The sequence below is a fragment of the Rhizobium sp. Root1334 genome, assembly GCF_001426665.1.
In the GTDB taxonomy this organism is placed as follows: domain Bacteria; phylum Pseudomonadota; class Alphaproteobacteria; order Rhizobiales; family Rhizobiaceae; genus Pararhizobium.
On record NZ_LMEY01000027.1, the window covers coordinates 268630 to 292490 of the forward strand.

At 60.6% G+C, this 23861-nt stretch carries 19 protein-coding genes; 11 read left to right on the forward strand and 8 right to left on the reverse strand.

Going from position 1 to position 23861, the window contains the following annotated elements:
* The first annotated feature begins 21 nt into the window (after window positions 1-21).
* Both ASD36_RS23215 and omp10 read left to right on the forward strand, forming a co-directional pair.
* A complete protein-coding gene (locus ASD36_RS23215) occupies window positions 22-1473 on the forward strand; it encodes a homospermidine synthase (RefSeq protein WP_060506535.1) in 1452 nt (483 codons plus the stop codon).
* A gap of 174 nt (window positions 1474-1647) precedes the next feature.
* Window positions 1648-2016 carry an outer membrane lipoprotein Omp10 gene (omp10, locus tag ASD36_RS23220; protein WP_060506536.1) on the forward strand — a complete coding sequence of 123 codons (369 nt, stop codon included), beginning with the start codon at window positions 1648-1650 and terminating at the stop codon, window positions 2014-2016.
* Window positions 2017-2032: 16 nt separating this feature from the next.
* On the opposite strand, the gene ASD36_RS23225 is transcribed toward omp10, so the two are convergent.
* Window positions 2033-2857, reverse strand: a complete 825-nt coding sequence (locus ASD36_RS23225) for a helix-turn-helix transcriptional regulator (protein WP_060506537.1) — start codon at window positions 2855-2857, stop codon at window positions 2033-2035.
* 136 nt (window positions 2858-2993) lie between these two features.
* Here ASD36_RS23225 and ASD36_RS23230 point away from each other — a divergent pair, with 136 nt between their 5' ends.
* The 3 genes from ASD36_RS23230 (at window position 2994) to hemH (ending at window position 6662) form a co-directional block, all read left to right on the forward strand.
* Window positions 2994-3395, forward strand: coding sequence for a hypothetical protein (locus ASD36_RS23230; protein ID WP_060506538.1), 402 nt, complete (start codon window positions 2994-2996; stop codon window positions 3393-3395).
* A gap of 220 nt (window positions 3396-3615) precedes the next feature.
* Window positions 3616-5496 carry a 5'-nucleotidase C-terminal domain-containing protein gene (locus ASD36_RS23235; RefSeq protein ID WP_060506609.1) on the forward strand — a complete coding sequence of 627 codons (1881 nt, stop codon included), beginning with the start codon at window positions 3616-3618 and terminating at the stop codon, window positions 5494-5496.
* A gap of 131 nt (window positions 5497-5627) precedes the next feature.
* On the forward strand, window positions 5628-6662 hold the full coding sequence (gene hemH, locus ASD36_RS23240; protein WP_060506539.1) for a ferrochelatase: 1035 nt from the start codon (window positions 5628-5630) through the stop codon (window positions 6660-6662).
* On the opposite strand, the gene queE is transcribed toward hemH, so the two are convergent.
* The 3 genes from queE to queC are packed head-to-tail and all read right to left on the reverse strand — an operon-like array spanning window position 6659 to window position 8462.
* A complete protein-coding gene (gene queE, locus ASD36_RS23245) occupies window positions 6659-7399 on the reverse strand; it encodes a 7-carboxy-7-deazaguanine synthase QueE (protein WP_277996009.1) in 741 nt (246 codons plus the stop codon). The genes hemH and queE overlap by 4 nt on opposite strands.
* Window positions 7396-7752: a 6-carboxytetrahydropterin synthase QueD gene (queD, locus tag ASD36_RS23250; protein ID WP_060506540.1), complete on the reverse strand. Its 357-nt coding sequence runs from the start codon at window positions 7750-7752 to the stop codon at window positions 7396-7398. Before queD ends, queE begins: the two co-directional genes overlap by 4 nt.
* Complete coding sequence (gene queC / locus ASD36_RS23255) at window positions 7752-8462, reverse strand: 7-cyano-7-deazaguanine synthase QueC (RefSeq protein ID WP_060506541.1); 711 nt, start codon at window positions 8460-8462, stop codon at window positions 7752-7754. Before queC ends, queD begins: the two co-directional genes overlap by 1 nt.
* Before the next feature lie 156 nt (window positions 8463-8618).
* Here queC and ASD36_RS23260 point away from each other — a divergent pair, with 156 nt between their 5' ends.
* From ASD36_RS23260 to ASD36_RS23270, 3 genes are all read left to right on the forward strand, one after another.
* On the forward strand, window positions 8619-9629 hold the full coding sequence (locus ASD36_RS23260) for an SPFH domain-containing protein (protein ID WP_060506542.1): 1011 nt from the start codon (window positions 8619-8621) through the stop codon (window positions 9627-9629).
* Between the two features lie 3 nt (window positions 9630-9632).
* Complete coding sequence (locus ASD36_RS23265; protein ID WP_060511887.1) at window positions 9633-10091, forward strand: NfeD family protein; 459 nt, start codon at window positions 9633-9635, stop codon at window positions 10089-10091.
* A gap of 94 nt (window positions 10092-10185) precedes the next feature.
* Window positions 10186-11655 carry an outer membrane beta-barrel protein gene (locus ASD36_RS23270; RefSeq protein ID WP_060506544.1) on the forward strand — a complete coding sequence of 490 codons (1470 nt, stop codon included), beginning with the start codon at window positions 10186-10188 and terminating at the stop codon, window positions 11653-11655.
* A 71-nt stretch (window positions 11656-11726) separates the two neighbouring features.
* Here ASD36_RS23270 and galU read toward each other — a convergent pair whose 3' ends face one another.
* Complete coding sequence (gene galU / locus ASD36_RS23275; RefSeq protein ID WP_060506545.1) at window positions 11727-12614, reverse strand: UTP--glucose-1-phosphate uridylyltransferase GalU; 888 nt, start codon at window positions 12612-12614, stop codon at window positions 11727-11729.
* A 303-nt stretch (window positions 12615-12917) separates the two neighbouring features.
* Between galU and ASD36_RS23280 the strand changes: the two genes are divergently transcribed.
* The gene (locus ASD36_RS23280) at window positions 12918-14138 is read left to right on the forward strand and encodes a lytic murein transglycosylase (protein WP_060506546.1); all 1221 of its coding nucleotides are present in this window, start codon (window positions 12918-12920) and stop codon (window positions 14136-14138) included.
* 224 nt (window positions 14139-14362) lie between these two features.
* The gene (locus tag ASD36_RS23285; protein WP_082512313.1) at window positions 14363-15505 is read left to right on the forward strand and encodes a DUF459 domain-containing protein; all 1143 of its coding nucleotides are present in this window, start codon (window positions 14363-14365) and stop codon (window positions 15503-15505) included.
* Window positions 15506-15607: 102 nt separating this feature from the next.
* Here ASD36_RS23285 and ASD36_RS23290 read toward each other — a convergent pair whose 3' ends face one another.
* Window positions 15608-17107, reverse strand: coding sequence for a DegQ family serine endoprotease (locus tag ASD36_RS23290; RefSeq protein WP_060506548.1), 1500 nt, complete (start codon window positions 17105-17107; stop codon window positions 15608-15610).
* Here ASD36_RS23290 and ASD36_RS30795 point away from each other — a divergent pair.
* Window positions 17106-17243: a hypothetical protein gene (locus ASD36_RS30795; protein WP_156393909.1), complete on the forward strand. Its 138-nt coding sequence runs from the start codon at window positions 17106-17108 to the stop codon at window positions 17241-17243. The two genes, ASD36_RS23290 and ASD36_RS30795, sit on opposite strands and share 2 nt — an antisense overlap.
* Before the next feature lie 211 nt (window positions 17244-17454).
* On the opposite strand, the gene ASD36_RS23295 is transcribed toward ASD36_RS30795, so the two are convergent.
* Entirely contained in the window at window positions 17455-18909 is a 1455-nt protein-coding gene (locus tag ASD36_RS23295; protein WP_060506549.1) for a glutamate synthase subunit beta, read from the reverse strand.
* Between the two features lie 104 nt (window positions 18910-19013).
* Complete coding sequence (gene gltB, locus ASD36_RS23300; RefSeq protein WP_060506550.1) at window positions 19014-23735, reverse strand: glutamate synthase large subunit; 4722 nt, start codon at window positions 23733-23735, stop codon at window positions 19014-19016.
* Window positions 23736-23861 lie beyond the last annotated feature (126 nt).

Below are 23861 nucleotides of genomic sequence, written 5' to 3' on the forward strand. Positions count from 1 at the left end.
GTCCGCAGGAGATTAAGCGAAATGGCAGAAACAACCTACCCGATTCACGGCGAAATCACGGGCCCGATCGTCATGATCGGCTTTGGCTCCATCGGCCGCGGCACCCTGCCCCTGATCGAGCGCCACTTCAAATTCGACAAGAGCCGGATGGTTGTCATCGACCCGCGCGAAGACGCAGCCGACATGGAAATCCTTGCCAAGCATGGCGTCCGCCACATCAAGGAATATGTCACCAAGGACAACTACAAGGACCTCTTGAAGCCGCTTCTCACCGAAGGCGGCGGCCAGGGTTTCTGCGTCAACCTGTCGGTCGATACCGGCTCTGTTGATCTGATGAAGTTCTGCCGCAAGCTCGACGTGCTCTACATCGACACGGTTATCGAACCTTGGCTCGGCTTCTACTTCGACAAGAACATGAAGAACTCCGAGCGCACCAACTATGCGCTGCGTGAAACGCTGCGCAAGGAAAAGGCCAAGAACCCGGGCGGCACAACCGCGGTATCCACCTGCGGTGCAAATCCGGGCATGGTCTCCTGGTTTGTCAAGCAGGCGCTGGTGAACCTCGCCAACGATCTCGACATCAAGTTCGAAGAGCCCGACCAGCATGACCGCGAAGGCTGGGCCAAGCTGATGAAGAAGACCGGCGTCAAGGGCATTCATATCGCTGAGCGCGACACCCAGCGCACAAAGCATCCGAAGCCGCTCAACGTCTTCTGGAACACCTGGTCGGTCGAAGGCTTCATTTCCGAAGGCCTGCAGCCAGCCGAACTCGGCTGGGGCACCCATGAAAACTGGATGCCGAAGAATGCCAAGAAGCACAAGAAGGGCAACAAGGCCGCCATCTATCTCGAACAGCCGGGCGCCAACACCCGCGTTCGCACCTGGTGCCCGACACCTGGCCCGCAGTATGGCTTCCTGGTCACCCACAACGAATCCATCTCGATCGCCGACTACTTCACGGTCAAGGACAAGGATGGCGACGTCACGTTCCGTCCGACCTGCCATTACGCTTACCATCCGGCCAATGACGCCGTGCTTTCGTTGCACGAAATGTTCGGCAATGGCGGCAATGCGCAGCCGGTCCACCACGTGCTCAACGAAGACGAACTCGAGGATGGCGTCGACGAACTGGGCGTCCTGCTCTATGGCCACGACAAGAATGCCTACTGGTATGGTTCGCGCCTGTCGCTCGAAGAAACCCGCCGCATCGCTCCCTACCAGAACGCGACCGGCCTGCAAGTGACCTCGGCTGTTCTGTCCGGCATGGTCTGGGCGCTTGAAAACCCGACCGCCGGCATCGTCGAAGCCGACGAGGTCGACTACAAGCGTTGCCTCGAAGTGCAGACCCCGTATCTTGGCCCGGTTGAAGGCCACTACACCGATTGGACCCCGCTCGACGGCCGCCCGGGCCTCTTCCCGGAAGACCTCGACACCAAGGATCCGTGGCAGTTCAAGAATATTCTCGTTCGCTGAACTGACTGATTACGCTTGAATATTGAACGCCCGGGGAACGATCTCCGGGCGTTTTTCGTTGTAGATCGAATAATACCTGCCCTGCTCACGCCCTACTCTTGCATTCAACTCCTGATCACGGCATGGTTTTTTCAATCGAAAGACAGCTTTCCGCGCAGCCTCCGGGAGACACATATGAAGCCGATCGCCATCCTGACAGTTCTGTCCGCCGCAGCTCTGGCCTCCTGCCAGGGCGGGGGACAAGTGCGGGAACTGCCGCAAAACCGTCAGGTCGCACCGGCCGGTGTCGAAGGCGCGTGGGTCGATCCGAACGGCATCGTCTCGACATTCTCGGCGGGAACGTTCACCACCCGCACCACGGATACCAACCAGGTTCTGGCATCCGGAAACTACATCAACCTGTCGCCAAAGCTGGTTGAAATCAACATGACCTCGATGGTCCGCAACACCCAGTCCAAGGTCAATTGCGCCATGGTCTCGATGGCGCAGCTCAACTGCACCACGGATTCCGGCGCACAGTTCTCGTTGTCCCGCAAGGGTTGATGGGCGGCTCCTGCCGTTAGCTGGAAGGTTCGCTGCCCCCGTGACCAACCAGCATCGCCATAGCCTTGGCTGTTGCCGCGTCGGCGGGGAAGAACGCCTCGATCGTGACTTCGGACAGGGTCACATCGACGGCAGTGCCAAACACCGTCGTCGTGCTGAGAAAAGACAGCGGGCCTCTCTCGCCCGCCAGAATGAGCGGCACCGCGATCTCGGCATGCCCCGAGCGCTGCGGCTTGCGTGCAGCGCCAGCCTGCGGCGGCACCGGGTAAGACTTCAATTCCTCAAGAAGCGCCGCAAGCTGCGGATCGGCCGATATATCGATATCGTGCGACAGCCGCTTGAGAATGTGCGTGCGCCATTCCCTGAAATTCAGGATCCGCCCGGCAATCCCGTCCGGATGCATGCTGACGCGCAGCACGTTGACCGGCCCCGAGAGCAGATGTTCGGCAACGCCGGAAAGCAGCACCCCGACCGCCCTGTTTGAAGCCAGAAGCGTCCAGTGCCGATCGACGGCGAGTGCTGGATGCGGATCGTGGCCATCAAGAATGCGCGTGATCACACCCCGCGCGGCTGCAAGCTCTGGCGCATCCAGTGGCCGGTCGCGATAAAGCGGCGCAAAACCTGCCGCCACCAGAATGGCGTTCTGCTCCCGCAAGGGGACGGCCAGCGTTTCCGTCAGCCGCAACACCATATCGCGGCTTGGCAGGGCACGGCCCGATTCCAGGAAGCTCAGGTGGCGTTGCGAAATATCGGCGTCGGCGGCAAGCGCCAGCTGGCTCAGCCGCCGTCTTTGACGCCAGTCACGCAACAGGTCTCCGGCAGAGGACGGTTTCTCGATCATGCCACAAATATGGCCGCATCCGGTAAGATCCGCAATTACCTCAGACGTAATCGACTGGACTACCGGACCGCGCCAACATTGCGGTCAGGGCGCTGCAATGGGTGCAGGCCTGTTGGCGAGAAAACGAGGACGGATCATGCCCAAACTCAACGCACTCTCTTTGAAAACACTGCTGGCGATCGATGCCCTGACCTGCGCAGCGATGGGCGCCGCACTGTTGGTTGCTGCCGCTCCGGCAAGCGCCATCACCCAGATTCCGCAAACTCTTCTGCAGGGTGCAGGTCTGATCCTTCTTCCCATTGCGGCCTTCATGGCTCTAACTTCGGCCTTTGCCTTATCATCGCGCTGGGCGGTCGGCATCGTCATTCTGGGCAACGCCCTCTGGACCGCCGCCAGCATTCTTCTGCCGGTCAGCGGGTTCATTGCCCCCAATGCCCTTGGCTGGGCTTTCCTCATCGGTCAGGCAGCGGTCGTTGCCGTCATTGCCAAGCTCGAACTGGATGCCTCGAGAAACCCGCTGGCCGTCCCGGGCTTGTGAACCGCCGCCAGTCTCCCCGAAAACCGATCAGGCGCCGCTGCCCGCCAGCGGCGCTTTCTTTTGTGCCGCCGCCGATTTTAACCTTGCCGGGAGACCGCCGGGAGATAGATGCAATTACTGCTTGATGTCGGCGCGCCCAAATGAAACCATCCGTTCCGGCCCAAGTGTCAAAGCTGTGCTCGATTATGCTGACAACAAACATGAAAAACGGGAGACATCCATGATCAGACATTTGCGAACCGGGCTGATGACAGCCTCGATTTTTGCACTTTCGTCCGGTGCCGCCTTCGCCGATTATGAATTGAACATCCTGCATATCAACGATCTTCACTCGCGCATCGAATCGATCAACAAGTTCGATTCCACCTGCTCGGCCGAAGAAGAGGGCAAGAACGAGTGCTTTGGCGGCGTCGCGCGTTTGAAAACAGCGATTGACGGGAAGCGACAGGAATTGACTGGCAAGAACGTTCTGCTGCTCAACGCTGGCGACAATTTCCAGGGCTCGCTGTTTTTCACCACTTACAAGGGCGCCGCTGAAGCCGAATTCCTCAATCTGATGAAGTTCGACGCCATGACCATCGGCAACCACGAGTTCGATGAAGGCGAAGGCGGCCTGGTCCCGTTCCTCGACAAGGTCACCTTCCCGGTCATCTCGTCCAATGTTCTGGCGGGTTACAAGTCCAAACTCATCGACCGTATCAAGCCTTCGCTGGTGCTCGACGTCGGCGGCCAGAAGATAGGCATCGTCGGCGCGGTCGCCAATGATACCCCCGAAATCTCTTCGCCAGGCGACGACGTGCTGATCGGCGTCGATGTCGATACCATTACCACCGCAGTGCAGGATCTGAAGAAGCAGGGCGTCGACAAGATCATCGCGCTCACGCACGTTGGCTACCCGCGCGATCTCGCCGTTATCGCCAAGATCCCCGATGTCGATATCGTTGTCGGCGGTCATTCCCACAGCCTGTTGTCCAACACCGACGAGAAGGCCGAAGGCCCCTACCCGACAATGGTCGACAACCCCGGCGGCTACAAGGTTCCGGTCGTACAGGCCGGTTCCTACAGCAAGTATCTCGGCGATCTCGTCGTCAATTTCGACGATACCGGCGTCGTCAAATCCGCCAAGGGCGACCCGATCCTGATCGACTCCAAGTTCAAGCCGGACGAAGCCGTGGTCGCCCGCGTCAAGGAAATGGGAAAGCCGATCGACGACCTGAAAGCCAAGATCATTGGCAAGACGGAAGCGGCGATCGACGGCACCCGCGAATCCTGCCGTGCCAAGGAATGCGAGATGGGCGACCTCGTCGCTGACGCCATGCTCGACCGCGTCAAGGGCCAGGGCGTTACCATCGCCATCACCAATGGCGGCGGCTTGCGCGCCTCCATCGACGCGGGCGACGTTTCCATGAGCGAGGCGATTACCGTCCTGCCGTTCCAGAACACGGTCGCCACCTTCCAGATCAAGGGCGCCGATATTGCCGCGGCACTTGAAAACGGCCTCAGCCAGATCGAGGAAGCCGGCGGCCGTTTCCCGCAGGTGGCCGGTATGAAGTTCTCTTTCGATAGAAGCCGCCCGATCGGCAACCGGATTTCGGTTGTCGAGGTCAAGGAGGGCGAAGCCTATGTGCCGCTCGATGCGGGCAAGACCTACAATGTCGTCACCAACAACTTCATGCGCAATGGTGGCGATGGATACAGCATCTTCAAGACCAAGGCCGAAAACGCCTATGACTACGGTCCGGGGCTTGAGACGGTGCTTGCCGACTATCTGACCGCCAACAATCCCTACAAGCCAATGACCGACGGCCGCATCACCGAGATTGCCGCTGCGACCCCGGCAGAACCATCGACGCAGACTAACACCGATACGGCCGTGACCACCGATGCCAAGCCGGCTGCGACCGAAACGGCAACACCGGAGGCCAAGCCAGCCGCAACCGCCGAAAGCAAGCATGTGATTGCCAAGGGCGACACGCTCTGGGATCTGGCCAAGGCCGTTTATGGCAATGGCGAACTATGGCGGACGATTGCCAAGGCCAACGGCAATCCGGCCCCACGCCACCTGGAAATCGGCAAGGAACTGACAATTCCGGCCAAGTAAGACAATATGTCTCTCGTCAATCGGCCGGTCCGGGGTTCCCCGGGCCGGTTTTTCTTTTTAAGAACGGCATGAACCGCAGGCGCCGCTTGCCGTATAAGAAGCGCCAAACACCGTACCTTGCAGGATAAGCCATGACCGCTGCCACTGAAATGACCACCACCAACCACCCGCCCGTCAAGTTTGGCAAGGTGGGTGTGCTGCTGGTCAATCTCGGCACGCCGGATGGCACCGACAAGGTGTCGATGCGGCGTTACCTCAAGCAATTCCTGATGGACCGGCGGGTGATCGAATGGTCGCCGTTCTTCTGGTACCCGATCCTGTTCGGCATCGTGCTGAACACGCGTCCCGCCAAGGTTGGCAAGGCCTATGAGACGATCTGGAACAAGGATCTGAACGAAAGTTACCTGCGCACCTATACCCGCAACCAGGCGGAGATCATGGCGAAATCCTTTGCCGATCTTCCGGGCGTGCGCGTCGATTGGGCCATGCGCTACGGCCAGCCGTCGATCCAGTCGAAGATCGACGAACTGCAGAAGGACGGCTGCGAAAAGATCCTTCTCTTCCCGCTCTATCCGCAATATGCGGCGGCAACGACTGCGACCGTCAACGACGAGGCCTTCAAGGCGCTGTTGAAAATGCGCTGGCAGCCAGCCCTGCGCACCGTCGCGCCCTATCATGACGACCCGGTCTATATCGAGGCGCTCGCCAATTCGATCACCAACCACCTCGCCACGCTCGACTGGGAGCCGGAAGTGGTGCTCACCTCCTTCCACGGCATCCCGCAATCCTATTTCGACAAGGGCGATCCCTACTACTGTCAGTGTCAGAAAACCGCGAGGCTGCTGCGTGAAAAGCTCGGCTGGGGGAAGGAAAAGCTGCAGGTGACGTTCCAGTCCCGGTTCGGACCGGAAGAGTGGCTGCAGCCCTATACGGACAAGACGGTGGAAAAGCTCGGCAAGGAAGGCGTCAAGCGCATCGCCGTGATCAACCCCGGCTTCGTTTCGGATTGTCTGGAAACCCTGGAAGAAATCGCGGTAGAAGCCGCCGAGACATTCCACCACGCCGGCGGCGAGAAGTTCACGCATATCCCCTGCCTGAACGACAGCAAGGACGGCATGACCGTGCTGGAACACGTGGTACGACGGGAATTGCAGGGCTGGGTCTAAACCCCGCGCCTGTTGCCCCACAAAAGCACATGTAACTGCGGCAAAACGCGCGCGCCGAACCAGCGATCCTGCGTCACCCGGTCCACCAGCCAGCGCATGCGTTCGGCGATACCGTCCATGTCGATCCCCGCATCCACCTCGTCGCCACCCGGCGGCGTGTGGTTGCCCGGCTGCAGATAGACGGGCAGTTGCGGATAGCGCACCGCTGCATCGCGGGCGTAGGCATAGTCCGCTTCGTCGAAGACAACGATCTTCATCACGATTTCCGGCCTCCCGTCAGCGGCCTCAAGACAGCGATCGAACAGAACCCAGTCCGTTTCCATGCCACTGGACGGCGGCTTGGGGCTGAGAACCAGCACGTCGAGATCGGCAAACCAGTCCTTCGCCACGGAGCCCTGCGTTTCCAGCGCAAAACGGTACCCGTCCTCACGCCCGAGCTGGATCAGTGCACCGAGCGGCTGGATCGCGGGGTTGCCGCCGGACAAGGACACCGTGACCGGAACCCCGCCTGAAAGCCGCTTCACTTCTTTCCATACCGCCTGCGGCGTCATCGGCGCCCAGTCGTCACGATACCGGCTGTCAACCGCATGCAGGCTATCGCACCAGGAACAGCGATAATCACAGCCGCCAGTACGCACGAACACGGTCGGTAGCCCGATCAACACGCCCTCGCCCTGGATCGTCGGGCCGAACATTTCCGACACGCGAATGAGGCCGGCTCTCGCCTCGGTCGTCACGGCCGGTATTCCGCCCAGGTCTTGGGCGTCTCGCTGACTTTCACCGAAACCGTTTCCGGCAGGCGCGTCTTGCACCAGTCGTAGAAATGCCGCGCCAGGCACTCCGCCGTCACCCGGTCATGCCCGAGGACATCGTTGAGATGGCGGTGGTCGAAGCTTTCGTCGATATAGCGCTTGAGCGGCGACAACTCGTGATAGTCGCGCACGAAACCGTGTTCGTTCAATTCCTCGGCCGCCAGCTCCACCACGACGACATAGTTATGCCCGTGCAGCCGCGCGCATTGATGGTCGGCCGGAAGGCTGGTGAGCTGATGTGAGGCGGAGAAATGAAACTCCTTGCTGATGCGAAACATCATTTCACCTCCGTGGCTGAAAAACCGCCGGTGGCAGAAACCCAGAAATCGGCATCCTCGTAGTCCGTCGGATCGGCGATGCCTGCGAGATGAAAGGCCTCGCGCCGTTCGACACAGGTGCCGCAACGTCCACAGTGACGCAGGCCACCCTTGTAGCAGGACCAGGTCTCGGCGAACGGCGTATAATGCCGTGCACCGTCCTTAACGATATCGGCCTTCGATCCGTTCACATAAGGTGCGTAAAGCGTGACGCTGGCATAGCCTTCCGTCGCGTGGTTCTGCATGGCCTGGAACGCGTCGATGAAACCTGGGCGGCAATCGGGATAGATGAAGTGATCGCCGCCATGCACGGCGGTCGCCACAGCATCCGCCTTCTGCGCAGCGGCAACGCCAAAGGCAATTGCCAGCATGATGGCGTTGCGGTTCGGCACGACTGTCGCCTTCATCGTTTCCTCGGCATAATGCCCATCGGGAACGGCGATATCGTCAGTCAGCGCCGAGCCGGTCAGATGCGCTCCGATCTGACCGATATCGATGATGTGATGCGGCACGCCAAGCCGGACGGCGCAGGCTGCGGCGAAATCCAGCTCCTTTTTGTGGCGCTGGCCGTAGTCGAACGAGAGAAGCGCTGTGAGCGTATGTTCGGCTGCCACCTTGTGGGCAAGCGAAACGGAATCCAATCCGCCGGAGCAGATCACGATGGTTTTCATATCTTAGTCCTTGTTTTGACCGGGTAGGCTGCGACCGGTAAGCGAAGGGGCTCTTTAAGCCAAAGAACCCGGTTTGTGAATGGGGAAATCCGCTGACTTCTCAGCCCCGGTTGCGTAGAGTGCGGTGAAGCAAACCATCAAGGGAGAATCACCCCCATGCCCCTGGCCGGACTGGACATCGTCGTCATTGCCTTCGTCGTACTTGTTGTTCTCGTACTTTTCGCAGGCATCAAGACAGTACCGCAGGGATTTCGCTACACCGTTGAACGGTTCGGGCGCTATACCCGCACGCTGGAGCCCGGCCTCAACATCATCATCCCGTTCATCGACAAGATCGGCGCACGGATGAACGTCATGGAACAGGTGCTCGACGTCCCGACACAGGAAGTCATCACCCGCGACAATGCCAGCTGCGCTGCCGATGCCGTCGCCTTCTACCAGGTGCTGAATGCCGCCGAGGCCGCCTATCAGGTCTCCGACCTGCAAAGCGCCATCCTCAACCTGACGATGACCAACATCCGTTCCGTCATGGGCTCGATGGACCTCGATGAACTCCTGTCCAACCGCGAGATCATCAACGACAAGCTGCTGCATGTGGTCGATGAAGCCGTCGGCCCCTGGGGCATCAAGGTGACCCGTGTCGAGATCAAGGACATCCAGCCGCCGAAGGATCTGGTCGATGCCATGGCCCGCCAGATGAAGGCCGAACGCGAAAAGCGCGCTCAAGTGCTGGAAGCCGAAGGTTCGCGCAATGCCCAGATCCTGCGCGCCGAAGGTGCCAAGCAGTCGGCCATCCTGCAGGCCGAAGGTCAGCGGGAAGCCGCTTTCCGCGACGCTGAAGCCCGCGAACGTCTGGCCGAGGCCGAAGCCAAAGCCACCAAGATGGTTTCCGAAGCCATTGCCGCCGGCGATGTACAGGCAATCAACTACTTCGTCGCCCAGAAATATACCGAAGCGATGGCCTCGATCGGCACCGCCCCCAATTCCAAGATCGTGCTGATGCCAATGGAAGCTTCCTCGCTGATCGGTTCGCTCGGCGGCATCGGTGCGATTGCCCGCGAAGTCTTCGGCAATGGCGGCGGTGATACACCCGCACCGGCACGCCAGGTAACGCCGCGCACGGTTCCCGTCCGCAATCCGTTTGATACGGCCAGGCAGGAAGGATGATCGATGATCGAACACATCATCCTCGAACTTGGCCCCTGGTGCTGGTGGGTGCTGGGCCTCGTACTCCTGGCAGCTGAAGTCGTCGCGCCCGGCGTCTTTCTTGTCTGGATCGGCATAGCCGCCATTATCACCGGCGCCCTCTCGCTTCTGTTCTGGGAGGCCGGTTTCTGGGTCTGGCAGGCGCAACTGGTGTTTTTTGCCATTCTCTCGGTCGCGGCCGCCGTCATCGGCCGCCGGCTCCTTGCCCGTTCGGGCAATACATCGGACGAACCGCTGCTCAACCAGCGCGGCGCGCGTCTCATCGGCCGCACCGCCGTGCTGGAACAGCCGATTCTCGAAGGGCGCGGCCGGATCCGGCTCGACGCAACCACCTGGCCCATCAACGGACCGGACCTGCCGGCGGGTAGCCGCGTCAAGGTGACTGGCAGCAGCGGCAGCCACCTGATCGTCGAAAGCGCCTGAAATTAAAGCCGAATGCCATTTCGGAAAGGAATGGTTAACTACATCCGTTTACGGTTGCTCAACACTGGTAAACGGATTTCCGGGCATTCGGCAGATGACGCCATTCTACCCACGCACGAAGAGGACGAACCTCCCGCGCCCGGCAGCTGCTGCGGCCTGGTTGATGGCTGGCTGCGCGATGTTTTTGCCGCAAACTCTCTCCGCTCAGGCCCTTCTTCCCGCAACGGACGGCACGGCTGCAAGCAACACAACCACGCCGAATGCCGTAACGCTTCCTGGCGCCACGCCGGTGCAGGATGCAGCAATCACCACCGGCTCGATCAGCACCGATGCCGGCGAACCGCTGCTCAACGACCCGATGATCGATGAGGACATGGCCCGCACCAACCTGCGGGAAAATACCGTCGATGGCCTCCGGTCGCAGCTCGATATCGATCGCAACGATGCGCAGGGGATCCGCCTGGGTAGCTTCACCCTGAAGCCGACGCTTGGCCAGACCTACAATTTCGAGAGCAACAAGACCGGCGACTCGAAGGAAAACCGCAGCTATCTGGAGACCGGCCTGAAAGGCACGCTCACCTCGGACTGGTCCCGTCACCAGTTGACGGTCACTGGCGAAGGCACATGGCAGCGCAATGTTTCCGGCACCGGCGAGACCGAGCCGACGGCCGACATCGAAGCGGCCCTGCGGCTCGACCTGTCCGAGCAGACCACAGCGACGCTGAAGGCCGGTTACCATTTCGAGCGCGAGGATTCGTCCGATCCAAACGCCATCAGTAGGGCGACGAGCCAGTCCGACGTCAACCAGTATACACTCGGCGCCGGAATAGAACGCGATTTCGGTATCCTGCGGGGTTCCGCCAAGGTCGATTTCGATCGATACACCTATGGCGACGTGGAACTTGAGAACGGCAGCAGCCTGTCGCGCAAGGATCGAAACCGCAATGCGGGCGCTGTCACCGTACGGGTCGGTTACGAGCTTTCGCCCGCGCTTATTCCCTTCATCGAGGCATCGGCCGGCAAGTCGATTTACGACCTTCGCAAAGACATGCTCGGATACGAGAGATCCTATGACAGCTACGGTGCCCGCGCTGGTATCGAGGCCGATCTTGGCGAGAAGCTCAACGGCGAGATCGCGCTCGGTTATCAGACTTACAGGTTCGACGACAACCGGCTCGATGAGTTGAGGGGCTTCACCGTCGACGGCACGATCAACTGGTCACCGCAGCGCGGTACCAATATCGCCTATGGCGTCTCCACCGGTCTCGATCCATCGACGACCCCGGGGGAAAGCGGTGCCATGGTCTATACGCTGAGCAGCCGGGCAACCCACGAACTGCGCACCGCCCTCGTGGCGCGGCTATCCAACAGCCTGACCTTCCGCAATTTCCCCAGCGGCAATTCAGATGACGAAAAAGTCTGGCTGACGGGTGCCGGCCTTACCTGGGATCTCAACCGCTACCTCGCCCTGACCGGCGATGTCAGCTATGAGCACACGGATCGCGACAGCGGCCCTTCGACCAACATCGCTCGCGTCGGCGTCGGGCTGACGCTGCGCCGCTGATCCGGAAAGTGGTCAAACAAGAGCCCCCACTGACGGTTTCGTCAGCGGGGCTCTTTTTCTATCGGCTGGGCTTATTTCAGGCCCTGAAGCAAAGCCTTCAGCGGGCCTTCCACGCCCGGCCGGATGTCGCCGCGCGCCAGGGCAAACGCGACGTTGGCCAGGATGAAGCCCTCTTTCATGCCGCAGTCATAGGTGTTGCCGCGGAAATGATACCCGGCAAAATCCTGCGTCTGGGCAAGCTTCAGCATGCCATCGGTCAGCTGGATCTCGTTGCCGGCGCCGCGCTCCTGGGTGGCGAGGATCGAGAAGATTTCCGGCTGCAGGATATAGCGGCCGTTGATGAAGAAGTTCGACGGGGCCGTGCCCTGCGGTGGCTTTTCGACCATCTTGGTGATCTTGAACCCGTCGCCGACCTTTTCGCCCGCGCCGACGATCCCGTATTTATGGGTCTGGTCGGGGGCACATTCCTCGACGGCGATGACGTTGCCGCCGCTCTGCTCGTAAAGCTCGACCATGCCCTTGAGGCAGCCCTTTTCGGCCTGCATGATCATGTCGGGCAAAAGCAGCGCAAAGGGCTCGTCACCAACCAGTTCGCGCGCACACCAGACGGCATGGCCAAGACCGAGCGGCGATTGCTGGCGGGTAAAGCTGGTGCTGCCGGCAACCGGCAGAATGCCTTCAAGCAGCGTCAGTTCGGCCGTCTTGTTGCGTTCACGCAAGGTCTGTTCCAATTCGACCTGGATGTCGAAATAATCCTCGATCACATGCTTGCTGCGGCCGGTGACGAAGATCAGATGTTCGATGCCGGCGTTCAGCGCCTCGTCCACCACATACTGGATCACCGGCTTGTCGACGACAGTCAGCATTTCCTTGGGAACGGCTTTGGTCGCGGGCAGGAACCGGGTTCCAAGACCAGCGACGGGGAAAACGGCTTTACGAACTTTACGCTTGTCAGTCATTGACATCTCCAGGATCACGGCACTGTGATTTAAATCGGTTAGGGTTTGTATCAATAGGGAATAAACGTCAAATTGCTATTTTTTTGCAAAGGAAGACCTTACCACCCATTCATGGTAAAGAATTTGTTGACTTCATTTTCGTAAGATTCCGGTCCTGGCGGTTGCCTCCTGGGCCGGACAGCCCGAGAATGGAACCACATGTATGCAACCCATACATGAAGCTGGCTCTAAAACTGTAAATTTGCGCACCGCCGGTCAACCTCCTGATCGCAGCAGAGCGCCGACCAACGGAAACGACAGCTGATGACAAAGACCCGAAACACTCTTCTTCGCTGTGCTGCCGCCGCGTTCATGACCGCCGCAGCCCTGTTTTCCCCGTCGACAGCCTCGGCTGACGCGGGCTTCGAGACCTGGATCAACAGCTTCTATGCCACGGCAGCCAAGAGCGGCATCACCAAGGCAACCTACCGCCAGGCCTTTGCCGGCGTGAAGACACCCGATCCCGATGTGCTGCAAAAGGCTGCCTATCAGCCCGAGTTCAAGAGCAAGATCTGGGAATATATCGACAGCCGCGTCAATCCCTACACCCGCAAGGTTGGTCAGGAGATGTCGGTCAAGCATGGCCGTACGCTCGCCGCACTTGAGAAGCATTTCGGTGTCGACAGGAACGTGCTCTTGGCCATCTGGTCGATGGAATCCAATTATGGTGCCGTCCTGGAAAAGGACGATCGCCTGCATTACGTCCCACGCGCACTCGCCACTTTGGCCTATGCTGACCCGAAACGGTCCAAATATGCCAAGACGCAGCTGATCGCCGCTCTGAAGATCCTGCAGAATGGCGATGTGACCCCGCGTGAACTGAACGGTTCCTGGGCGGGCGCCATGGGCCACACGCAGTTCATTCCGACCAGCTACCTGCTCTACGCGATCGATGCCGACGGCAATGGCCACAAGGACATCTGGAACTCGGTGCCGGACGCCTTGGCGACGGCGGCCAACCTGTTGAAGAAGAATGGCTGGCAATCGGGGCAGACCTGGGGCTATGAAGTCGCGCCGCCGAGAAACGGCAGCCAGTATGCCGGCCAGACGAAAACGGTTGCCCAGTGGGCAGCCCTCGGGTTCACGCGCCCCAACGGCAAGGGCTTCCGCAACGGCGACACCCGGGCTGAGCTGAAAATGCCCGGCGGCGATGGTAGCCCCGGCTTCCTGATGACCAAGAATTTCTTCGTCATCAAGCGCTACAACGCGTCCGACTCCTATGCCCTGGGCGTCGGTCTTCTGGCCGACGAGATTGCCGGCTATGGCGGCATGCAGCAGGCCTGGAGCCGCCCGGATGGTTCGCTCGACATCAAGCAGAAGTTCGAGCTGCAGACCCGACTGAAGGAGCTCGGCTATTACGACGGTGAAGTCGATGGCAACTTCGGCTCCGGCTCGAAAGCCGCAATCCAGGCCTTCCAGAACCGCAATGGCCTCTCCCCCGACGGTGAGCCGACGCAGCACCTGCTGAAGGCCCTGCGGAAATAGGTGCGGCCGGGAGCATCAGACGCTCTCAATTGCGGCACAATGCGGATGCATGCTTCGCGCAACGCCTTTCGAAGGAGAGGCGTTGCGCATTTGTCTAGAGACACTTTCAACGTCAGTGCAGATCAGTACGGAACAGGTGCATGAGCGGCAGAAACAGCAGCAACGGCTTTCACCGGTTGTTCAACGGTCTGATCGTCGTTGCGATCGGCTTGACTGCATTCGTCATGGAACCACCACGCCCGGCGCAGGCGCAGGAGCGCCGTACCATTCTCGACATGCTGTTCGGGTTCGGCCGCCGCCAGCCGCCACCGGTTTATGACGACGCTCCGATCTACGAGCCGCGGCAGAGACAGCCACAACAGCAGCAACGCCCGAAGGCCAGAAAGACGCAGCAGAAAGCGAAACCGGCCCCGGTCGAACCCGCTCCTGTCGTCGTCGAAAAGCTGGAGACCGCCAAGAAAGTCCTCGTCGTCGGCGACTTCATGGCCGGCAGCCTCGGTGACGGATTGAAGACTGCCTTCGAGACAACCCCCGGCATCGTTATCGAAACCCGCGCCAACGGCTCATCGGGCCTCGTGCGTGAGGATTATTTCAACTGGCCGGAAAACCTGCCCGCCTACATCACTGAGACGAAGCCGGCGCTGATTATCATCAGCCTCGGTGCCAATGAGCGCCAGCAGATGGCGATCGGCAGCGAGAAGGAAAAGTTCCGGACTGACAGTTGGCTTGCCGAGTACACCCGCAGGACCGGCGCCTTCGCGGCCCTTGCCCGCAAGGACAAGACGCCGCTGCTCTGGGTTGGCATGCCGCCCTTCCAGTCGACATCGATGACGGCCGACATGGTGACGCTGAACGGTATCTTCCGCACGGAAACCGAGAAGGTGGGTGGCACGTTTGTCGATATCTGGGACGGGTTCGTCGATGAGGACGGCAAGTTCGTTATGACGGGCTCCGACATCAACGGCCAGCAGGTCCGCCTGCGCGGATCAGACGGCATCAACCTCACCAAGGCCGGCAAGCGCAAGCTTGCCTTCTACGTGGAGAAGGACATCCGCAAGCTGTTGGGCGATGCAGCTGCCTCGGCCCAGGACATTCCCGGCGCCGACGGCATGAAGGATCTGGTCGTGGCTGCCCCCACCGCCAACGAAGACATCATCCAGACCCAGCCGATCGGTCTTGACGATCCTGAACTTGACGGCAGCGCCACGCTGCTCGGCGGCGGCGCCACCCTGACCAGCAACGGCAAAAGCCCGCGCGACCGTCTCGTCGAAAAAGGCGAAGTCGCCGAAGCCCCCGTGGGCCGGGTGGATGATTTCCGGCTGTCAAAACCGGAAACGGTGATCAGCAATCCCGTCATTCGCAACTGATACCAGGGATCCTTCGGCAAACAGAGAAACCCCATCCTCCTTCCGCCAGGAGGATGGGGTCTTCAGCAGCCCGCATCTTGCGAATAAGGCTGCCAACCGAGGTCAGGCGGCCGCGAACGGCACTGCGATAAAGGTCTTCTGATCACCGCGCTCGATGAGCAACAGCACCGACTTGCGGCCGGTCTTCACCGCATTGGCGATCGCTGTCTTGACGTCACCGGCACTCACGACAGCCTTGTCGTTGACTGAAACGATGACATCGCCTGCCTGGATACCGGCCGCGGCAGCCGGCTTGTCCGGGTTGACCTTGGCAACGACGGCACCCGTGACATTGTCAGGCAGGTTCAGTTGCTGGCGGACATCCGGCGTCAGGTCGGCAAGCGCCACGCCGATGCTCGGCCCGGTCTGCACCTTGCTGTCATCCTTGGCGGCGGACGCCTGCTTCTGGTCGCCATCATTGCCACCGACAGTAACGCTGAGGTCGACGATCTTGCCATCACGCCAGACGGTCATGGCTTCCTTTGCACCCGGCGACAGATCGGCAACCAGCCGCGACAGATCGTGCGGCGACTTCACGGCCTCATTGCCGACCGTCATGACGATATCGCCCGTCTTCAGGCCCGCCTGTGCTGCGGGGGTACCCGCATTGACGGCAGCCACCAGAGCGCCTTCCGCCTTGGTCAGGCCAACGGCGTCGGCAACGTCTGCCGTTACCGGCTGGATCTGCACGCCGAGATAACCGTGATCGATCGATCCGCTCTTTTCGAGCTTGGCGACGATCTTCTGCGCCTGATCGGAGGGGATGGCGAAACCGACACCAACACTACCGCCATTCGGCGAGTAGATCGCGGTGTTGATGCCAACGACATTGCCTGAGTGATCGACAAGCGGGCCACCGGAATTACCGTGGTTGATCGGTGCGTCGATCTGGATGAAGTCGTCATAGGGGCCGCTGTGCAAATCGCGGCCACGGGCCGAAACGATACCGGCCGTCACTGTCGTGCCAATGCCAAACGGATTGCCGATTGCCAATATCTGGTCGCCCAGCTTCAGGGTATCGGAATCGCCCCAGGCGAGTGTGGCAAGCGGCTTACCGGCGGTGATCTTCAGCACGGCGAGGTCGGACTTCGGATCCGCGCCCAGAAGCTTGGCCGGCAGTTCCGTTCCGTCATCAAGCGTTACCTTGATGTCGATAGCGTTGTCGATGACATGATTGTTGGTGACGATGATGCCGTCGCTGCTGACGATAAAACCGGATCCGAGAGCCATGGCGCGTTCACCGTCCTGGTGTTGCGGCGCCTGTTTCGGCATCGGAATACCCTGCTGCTCGAAGAACTGGCGGAACTGCTCGTCCATCGGCGAATTGCTGCCGCTATCGCTCACGTCGGTCGCCTTCATCGTCGTGGTAATGGTCACGACCGCCGGCTTGTCGAGAGAAACGACATCCGCGAAAGATCCGTTGGTGGCGAGCGGCGCGATGGCAGGTGCGGACGCTGCCATTGCAGTTGTTGAATGGATGGTGAAGGGCAACGCCGCCGCGCCGACCAAGAAGGCGGCTCCGACCAGCGCTGCGGCACGGTGAGTCAGGAGAATGTTAGACATGACAAAGGGTCCCTTACGAACTCGTTGGGGTGCGGCGTCATGGTTCCCGGTCATGGGAACGCGGCGTCGGGTGATCGGCAGCGTTCTTTTCAAGAAGAAACTTCAGAAAACCGTCAGTATTGGCGGAAAATACTGAACTCCCAAGAATTACGCTTGAGATGAATATTATAGGCACTACGAATATTTACAAATTAAAGGTTTATTACCGTTTCATTGCAGCAAGTTAATGTTGCATCGATTCGCGCCGCCATCATTGAGCCCAATTTCCAGCAGTCGCAGAACGGCAAACGCCGCGCACCAGACGGCACGCGGCGTTCCAAACCGGTTTCACCCGCGACCGCGCTGGATCAGCGCGGCAGGGTCGTCGAGCCCATCAGGGCTTCATCGATCGCCCGAGCCGCCTGGCGGCCCTCGCGGATCGCCCAGACGACCAGTGATTGGCCACGGCGCACATCACCGGCTGCCCAGACCTTGTCGACCGAGGTCCGGTAGTCCTTGTCATTGGCAGTCACGAAGGAGCCGCCGCGCTTGTCCTTGCCGATAACCAGCTTGTCGCCCAGATCCTTCAGCACGCTGTCCTTGCCCGGGCCGCTGAAGCCGATGGCGATGAAGGCGAGATCGGCCTTGATGACAAACTCCGTACCGGCAATCGGCTTGCGGCGCTCATCGACCTGACAGCACTTGACGCCGGTCAGCACGCCGTCTTCGCCGACGAATTCAAGTGTCGCCACCTGGAACTCGCGCACGGCACCTTCGGCCTGCGATGACGAGGTGCGCATCTTGGTCGCCCAGAACGGCCAGACGGCCAGCTTGTCTTCCTTTTCCGGCGGCTGCGGCCGGATGTCGAGCTGGGTGACCTTGACGGCGCCCTGGCGGAAGGCGGTGCCAACGCAGTCGGAGGCCGTATCGCCACCGCCGACAACGACGATGTGCTTCGCGCCGGCCAAGATCGGGTCCGACGGCCAGCCGGCGCTGTCGATGTTTTCGCGGCCGACACGGCGGTTCTGCTGGACGAGATAGGGCATCGCGTCATGCACGCCAGTGAATTCGACGCCTGGAATACCGGCATCGCGCGGCGTTTCCGCACCGCCGCAATAGAGCACGGCATCGTGTTCGGCGATCAGGCTATCGACGGTGCGGTCGACACCAACGTTGACGCCGCAATGGAACGTCACGCCTTCGCCGCGCATCTGGTCAACGCGGCGGTCGATGAAGTTCTTCTCCATCTTGAAGTCCGGGATGCCGTAACGCAGCAGACCGCCGGGCTTGCTCTCGCGCTCGAACACGTGAACCTCATGACCAGCGCGGGCCAGCTGCTGAGCCGCTGCCATGCCGGCAGGGCCTGAACCGATGATCGCCACCTTCTTGCCGGTCTTTGTAAAAGCCGGTTGCGGCACGATGTAGCCCATTTCATAGGCCTTGTCGGCAATCGCCTGCTCGACGGTCTTGATCGCTACCGGCGCATCTTCAAGGTTCAGCGTGCAGGCTTCCTCGCAGGGCGCCGGGCAGATACGGCCGGTGAATTCCGGGAAATTGTTGGTCGAGTGCAGGTTGCGGATCGCCTCGTCCCAGTTGCCGGTATAGACCAGATCGTTCCAGTCAGGGATCTGGTTGTGCACCGGGCAGCCAGTCGGGCCGTGGCAATAGGGGATGCCACAGTCCATGCAGCGCGCCGCCTGTTTCTGCACTTCGGGTTCCGACATCGGGATTGTGAATTCGCGGAAATGCCGGATGCGATCCGATGCCGGCTGATACTTCGCCAGCTGCCGGTCGATTTCCATGAAGCCTGTAACCTTGCCCATCGTGAATTCCTGATATCTCTAATCCGAGTAGACGCTCGCTGTGAGCGCGCCAGATGCACCCCCGCGCCTTTCGGCCACCGGGGTGCGTTGTCACAGATCGGCGGTTATTCCGCCGCAATGCCCATCCGCATGCGCTCCATTTCCTCAAGCGCACGCCGGTATTCGATCGGCATGACCTTGCGGAATTTCGGCCGGAACTCGACCCAGTGATCGAGAATTTCCTTCGCACGGGGCGAGCCGGTGTAGTGCAGGTGATTGGAGATCAGCTGGTAAAGCCGCTCGTCGTCATGGCGCGTCATGTCGCCGGCGACATCGACCATGCCCTTGTGCATGAGGTCTCCGCCGTGATGATGCAGCTTCTCCAGCATGTCGTCTTCTTCCGGAACCGGCTCGAGTTCGACCATCGCCATGTTGCAGCGCATGGGGAAGTCTTCACTCTCGTCCAGGACATAGGCGACGCCGCCCGACATGCCGGCTGCAAAGTTGCGGCCGGTTTCGCCGAGCACCACGACAACACCGCCGGTCATGTATTCGCAGCCATGGTCGCCCACGCCTTCGACAACCGCGATGGCGCCGGAGTTGCGCACGGCGAAGCGTTCACCGGCAACACCGTTGAAGTAGCACTCGCCGGAGATCGCGCCGTAAAGCACGGTGTTGCCAACGATGATCGACTTGGCAGCGACGATCTTGGAATTTTCCGGCGGGCGCACGACGATGCGGCCACCCGAGAGCCCCTTGCCGACATAGTCGTTGCCGTCACCGATCAGCTCAAAGGTGATGCCGTTCGCCAGGAACGCGCCGAAGGATTGTCCAGCCGTACCGGTGAGCTTCACCGTGATCGTATCATCCTTCAGGCCCTTGTGACGGTAACGCTTGGCCACTTCACCGGAGAGCATCGCACCCGCCGAACGGTCGACGTTCTTGATATCGACTTCGATCGTCACCGGCGTCTTCGATTCCAGCGCAGGCTTTGCTTGCTCAATCAGCTTGCGGTCGAGAATGTCGTGGATCGGATGGTTCTGCTTTTCGGTCCAGTAGGTCTTTTCCTTCGGCGCATCGACCTTGTGGAAGATGCGGGAAAAGTCGAGCCCATTGGCCTTCCAGTGCGAGATCATCGCATCCTTCTCGAGCAGTTCGGAAAGTCCGATGACCTCGTCGAACTTGGCAAAGCCGAGCGACGCCAGGATTTCACGCACTTCCTCGGCCACGAAGAAGAAGTAGTTGACCACATGCTCGGGCGCACCCTTGAAGCGCTTGCGCAGGACCGGATCCTGCGTCGCCACGCCCACCGGACAGGTGTTGAGATGGCACTTGCGCATCATGATGCAACCGGCAGCAATCAGCGGCGCCGTCGAAAAGCCAAACTCGTCGGCACCGAGCAGCGCGCCGATGATGACGTCGCGGCCGGTCTTCAGGCCGCCATCGACCTGCAGCGCGATGCGCGAACGAAGACCGTTCAACACCAGGGTCTGATGGGTTTCGGCAAGACCGATTTCCCACGGAGATCCGGCATGCTTCAGCGATGTCAGCGGCGAAGCACCGGTGCCACCGTCATAGCCAGAGACGGTGATATGATCGGCGCGCGCCTTGGCGACACCGGCCGCAACCGTGCCGACACCGACCTCCGAGACCAGCTTGACGGAGATATCCGCTTCCGGGTTGACGTTCTTCAGGTCGTAGATCAGCTGCGCCAGATCTTCGATCGAATAGATGTCATGGTGCGGCGGCGGCGAAATCAATCCGACGCCCGGCGTCGAATGGCGGGTCTTGGCAACAGTCGCGTCCACCTTGTGGCCGGGCAGCTGGCCGCCCTCGCCGGGCTTGGCCCCCTGTGCCACCTTGATCTGCAACATGTCCGCGTTGACCAGATATTCGGTCGTCACGCCAAAGCGGCCGGAGGCGATCTGCTTGATCGCCGAACGTTCCGGATTGCGCGAGCCATCGTAGAGCGGCAGGTAACGGTCGGCTTCCTCGCCGCCCTCACCGGTGTTCGACTTGCCGCCGATGCTGTTCATGGCGACAGCCAGTGTCGTGTGGGCTTCACGCGAGATCGATCCGAACGACATGGCGCCGGTCGAGAACCGCTTGACGATATCGGCTGCCGGCTCGACTTCGTCGATTGAGATCGGCTTGCGGCCGATGGCGTCAGCGCCCTTGATCGAAAACAGGCCACGAATGGTGTTCATCCGCAGAGCCGCACCATTCACCATCTCGGCGAATTCGCGGTAACGGTCCTCGGCATTGCCGCGAACGGCATGCTGCAGTGAGGCAACAGCGTCCGGCGACCAGGCATGGCCTTCGCCGCGCATACGGTAGGCATATTCGCCACCGATATCGAGCGTGTTCTTCAGGAGCGGATCGGCACCGAAGGCTGCCTGATGGCGGTTGAACGTTTCCTTGGCGATCTCTTCAAGGCCGATGCCTTCGATCTGCGTTGCCGTACCGAAGAAATAGCGGTCGACCAGTTCGGAGCTCAAACCGATCGCGTCGAAGATCTGTCCGCCGCAATAGGACTGGTAGGTCGAGATGCCCATCTTGGACATGACCTTGAGGATGCCCTTGCCGACCGCCTTGATGTAGCGATAGACGACTTCGCTGCCATCGACTTCCTTCGGGAACTCACCGCGCTTGTGCATGTCGGTCAGCGTGTCGAAGGCGAGATAGGGGTTGATCGCCTCGGCACCATAGCCTGCCAGCAGGCAGAAATGGTGCACTTCGCGCGGCTCGCCGGTTTCAACGACGAGACCGACGGAGGTGCGAAGCCCCTTGCGGATCAGGTGGTGGTGCACAGCCGCCGTGGCCAAGAGTGCCGGGATCGCCATGCGGTCCGGGCCGATCTGACGATCGGAGAGCACGATGATGTTATAGCCGCCCTTGACGGCCGCTTCCGCCCGCTCGCACAGCCGGTCGAGAATTTCCGGCATGCCTTCGGCACCGCGCGTCACGTCATAGGTGAAGTCGAGCGTCTTGGTGTCGAACCGGTCTTCGGTGTGGCCGATCGAGCGGATCTTTTCGAGATCACCGTTGGTCAGGATCGGCTGGCGCACTTCCATCCGCTTGGCATGCGCCATGCCGGCATGGTCAAGCAGGTTCGGGCGCGGGCCGATGAACGAGACCAGGCTCATCACCAGCTCTTCGCGGATCGGGTCGATCGGCGGGTTGGTGACCTGCGCGAAGTTCTGCTTGAAATAGGTGTAGAGCAGCTTGGTCTTGTCCGACATTGCCGAGATCGGCGTGTCGGTTCCCATCGAGCCGATGGCTTCCTGGCCGGTCGTCGCCATCGGCGACATCAGGATTTTCGTGTCTTCCTGGGTGTAGCCGAACGCCTGCTGACGATCGAGCAGCGATACGTCGCGGCGCAGCGCCCGGGGCTCGACCGGCTTCAGGTCTTCCAGGATGAGCTGGGTGTTGTCCAGCCACTGGCGGTAGGGATGCTGGTTGGCAAGGGTCGACTTCAGCTCATCGTCGGAGATGATCCGGCCTTCCTCCATATCGATGAGCAGCATCTTGCCCGGCTGCAGACGCCACTTCTTGATGATGCTCTCTTCGTTGACCGGCAGTGTACCGGCTTCGGAGGCGAGGATGACGCGATCGTCGTCGGTCACGAGGTAGCGCGCCGGACGCAGGCCGTTGCGGTCGAGCGTCGCGCCGATCTGCTTGCCATCGGTAAAGCAGACGGCGGCGGGGCCATCCCATGGCTCCATCAGGGCGGCATGATATTCGTAGAATGCCTTGCGCTCGGGCGCCATCAGCTGGTTGCCGGCCCAGGCTTCCGGGATCAGCATCATGACGGCATGCGACAGCGGATAACCGCCCTGCACGAGGAATTCGAGCGCGTTATCGAAACAGGCGGTATCCGACTGGCCCTCATAGGAAATCGGCCAGAGCTTGGAGATATCGTCCCCGAACAGCGGCGAGGAGACCGACGCCTGACGCGCCGCCATCCAGTTGACGTTGGCGCGCAGCGTGTTGATTTCGCCGTTATGGGCGACCATGCGGTAGGGATGCGCCAGCTTCCACGATGGGAAGGTGTTGGTCGAGAACCGCTGGTGCACGAGGGCGACAGCCGATTCAAAGCGCGGATCGGCGAGGTCCTTGAAATAGGCCGCGACCTGATAGGCAAGGAACATGCCCTTGTAGACAATGGTCTTGGTCGACAGCGACACCGGATAGAAACCGGTCTCCGCACCTTCGAATGCATCATAGATGCGGTTGGAAATCACCTTGCGCAGGGTAAACAGGCGGCGCTCGAATTCAGCATTGGTCGCAGCATCGCGGCCAGCGCCGATGAACACCTGAACATGATACGGCTCGGTCGCGGCGATATCGGGAGCCTTGGACAGTGAAGCATTGTCGACCGGCACTTCGCGGAAGCCGAGCAGCGTCTGGCCTTCTTCAGCCACGACCTCGGAGATCACCTGCTTGAAATGGGCGATCTGCGCTTCGTCCTGCGGCATGAACAGGTAGCCGACGGCATATTCTCCGGCCTTCGGCAGAATGACGCCCTGCAAGGCCATTTCCTCACGGAAGAAACGGTCGGGGATCTGCACCAGAATGCCTGCGCCATCGCCCATCAGCGGATCGGCGCCGACAGCGCCGCGATGCGTCAGGTTTTCCAGGATGAACAGGCCATCCTTGACGATCTGGTGGGACTTCTTGCCCTTCATATGGGCGACAAAGCCGACGCCGCAGGCGTCATGCTCGTTGCTTGGATCATAAAGACCCTGTTTTTTCGGCAGGCCCGGAAATGCGGTTGTTTTCTCAACCGTCGCCGCTTGGCGCACAGTGTTGAGACCAGTTACGGTGGATGGCGTAAAGTCCGTCATCGTCTTCCCTCCTGTTAACCCGGCATGGCCGGATATTTCCGCAGTCCAGGCAGGCTTTTGCGGGCAAGAGTCCCGTCGAGGCCGGCACCGGCATTATCGTTGCATGATCCTGATGCGGTCGCAAAT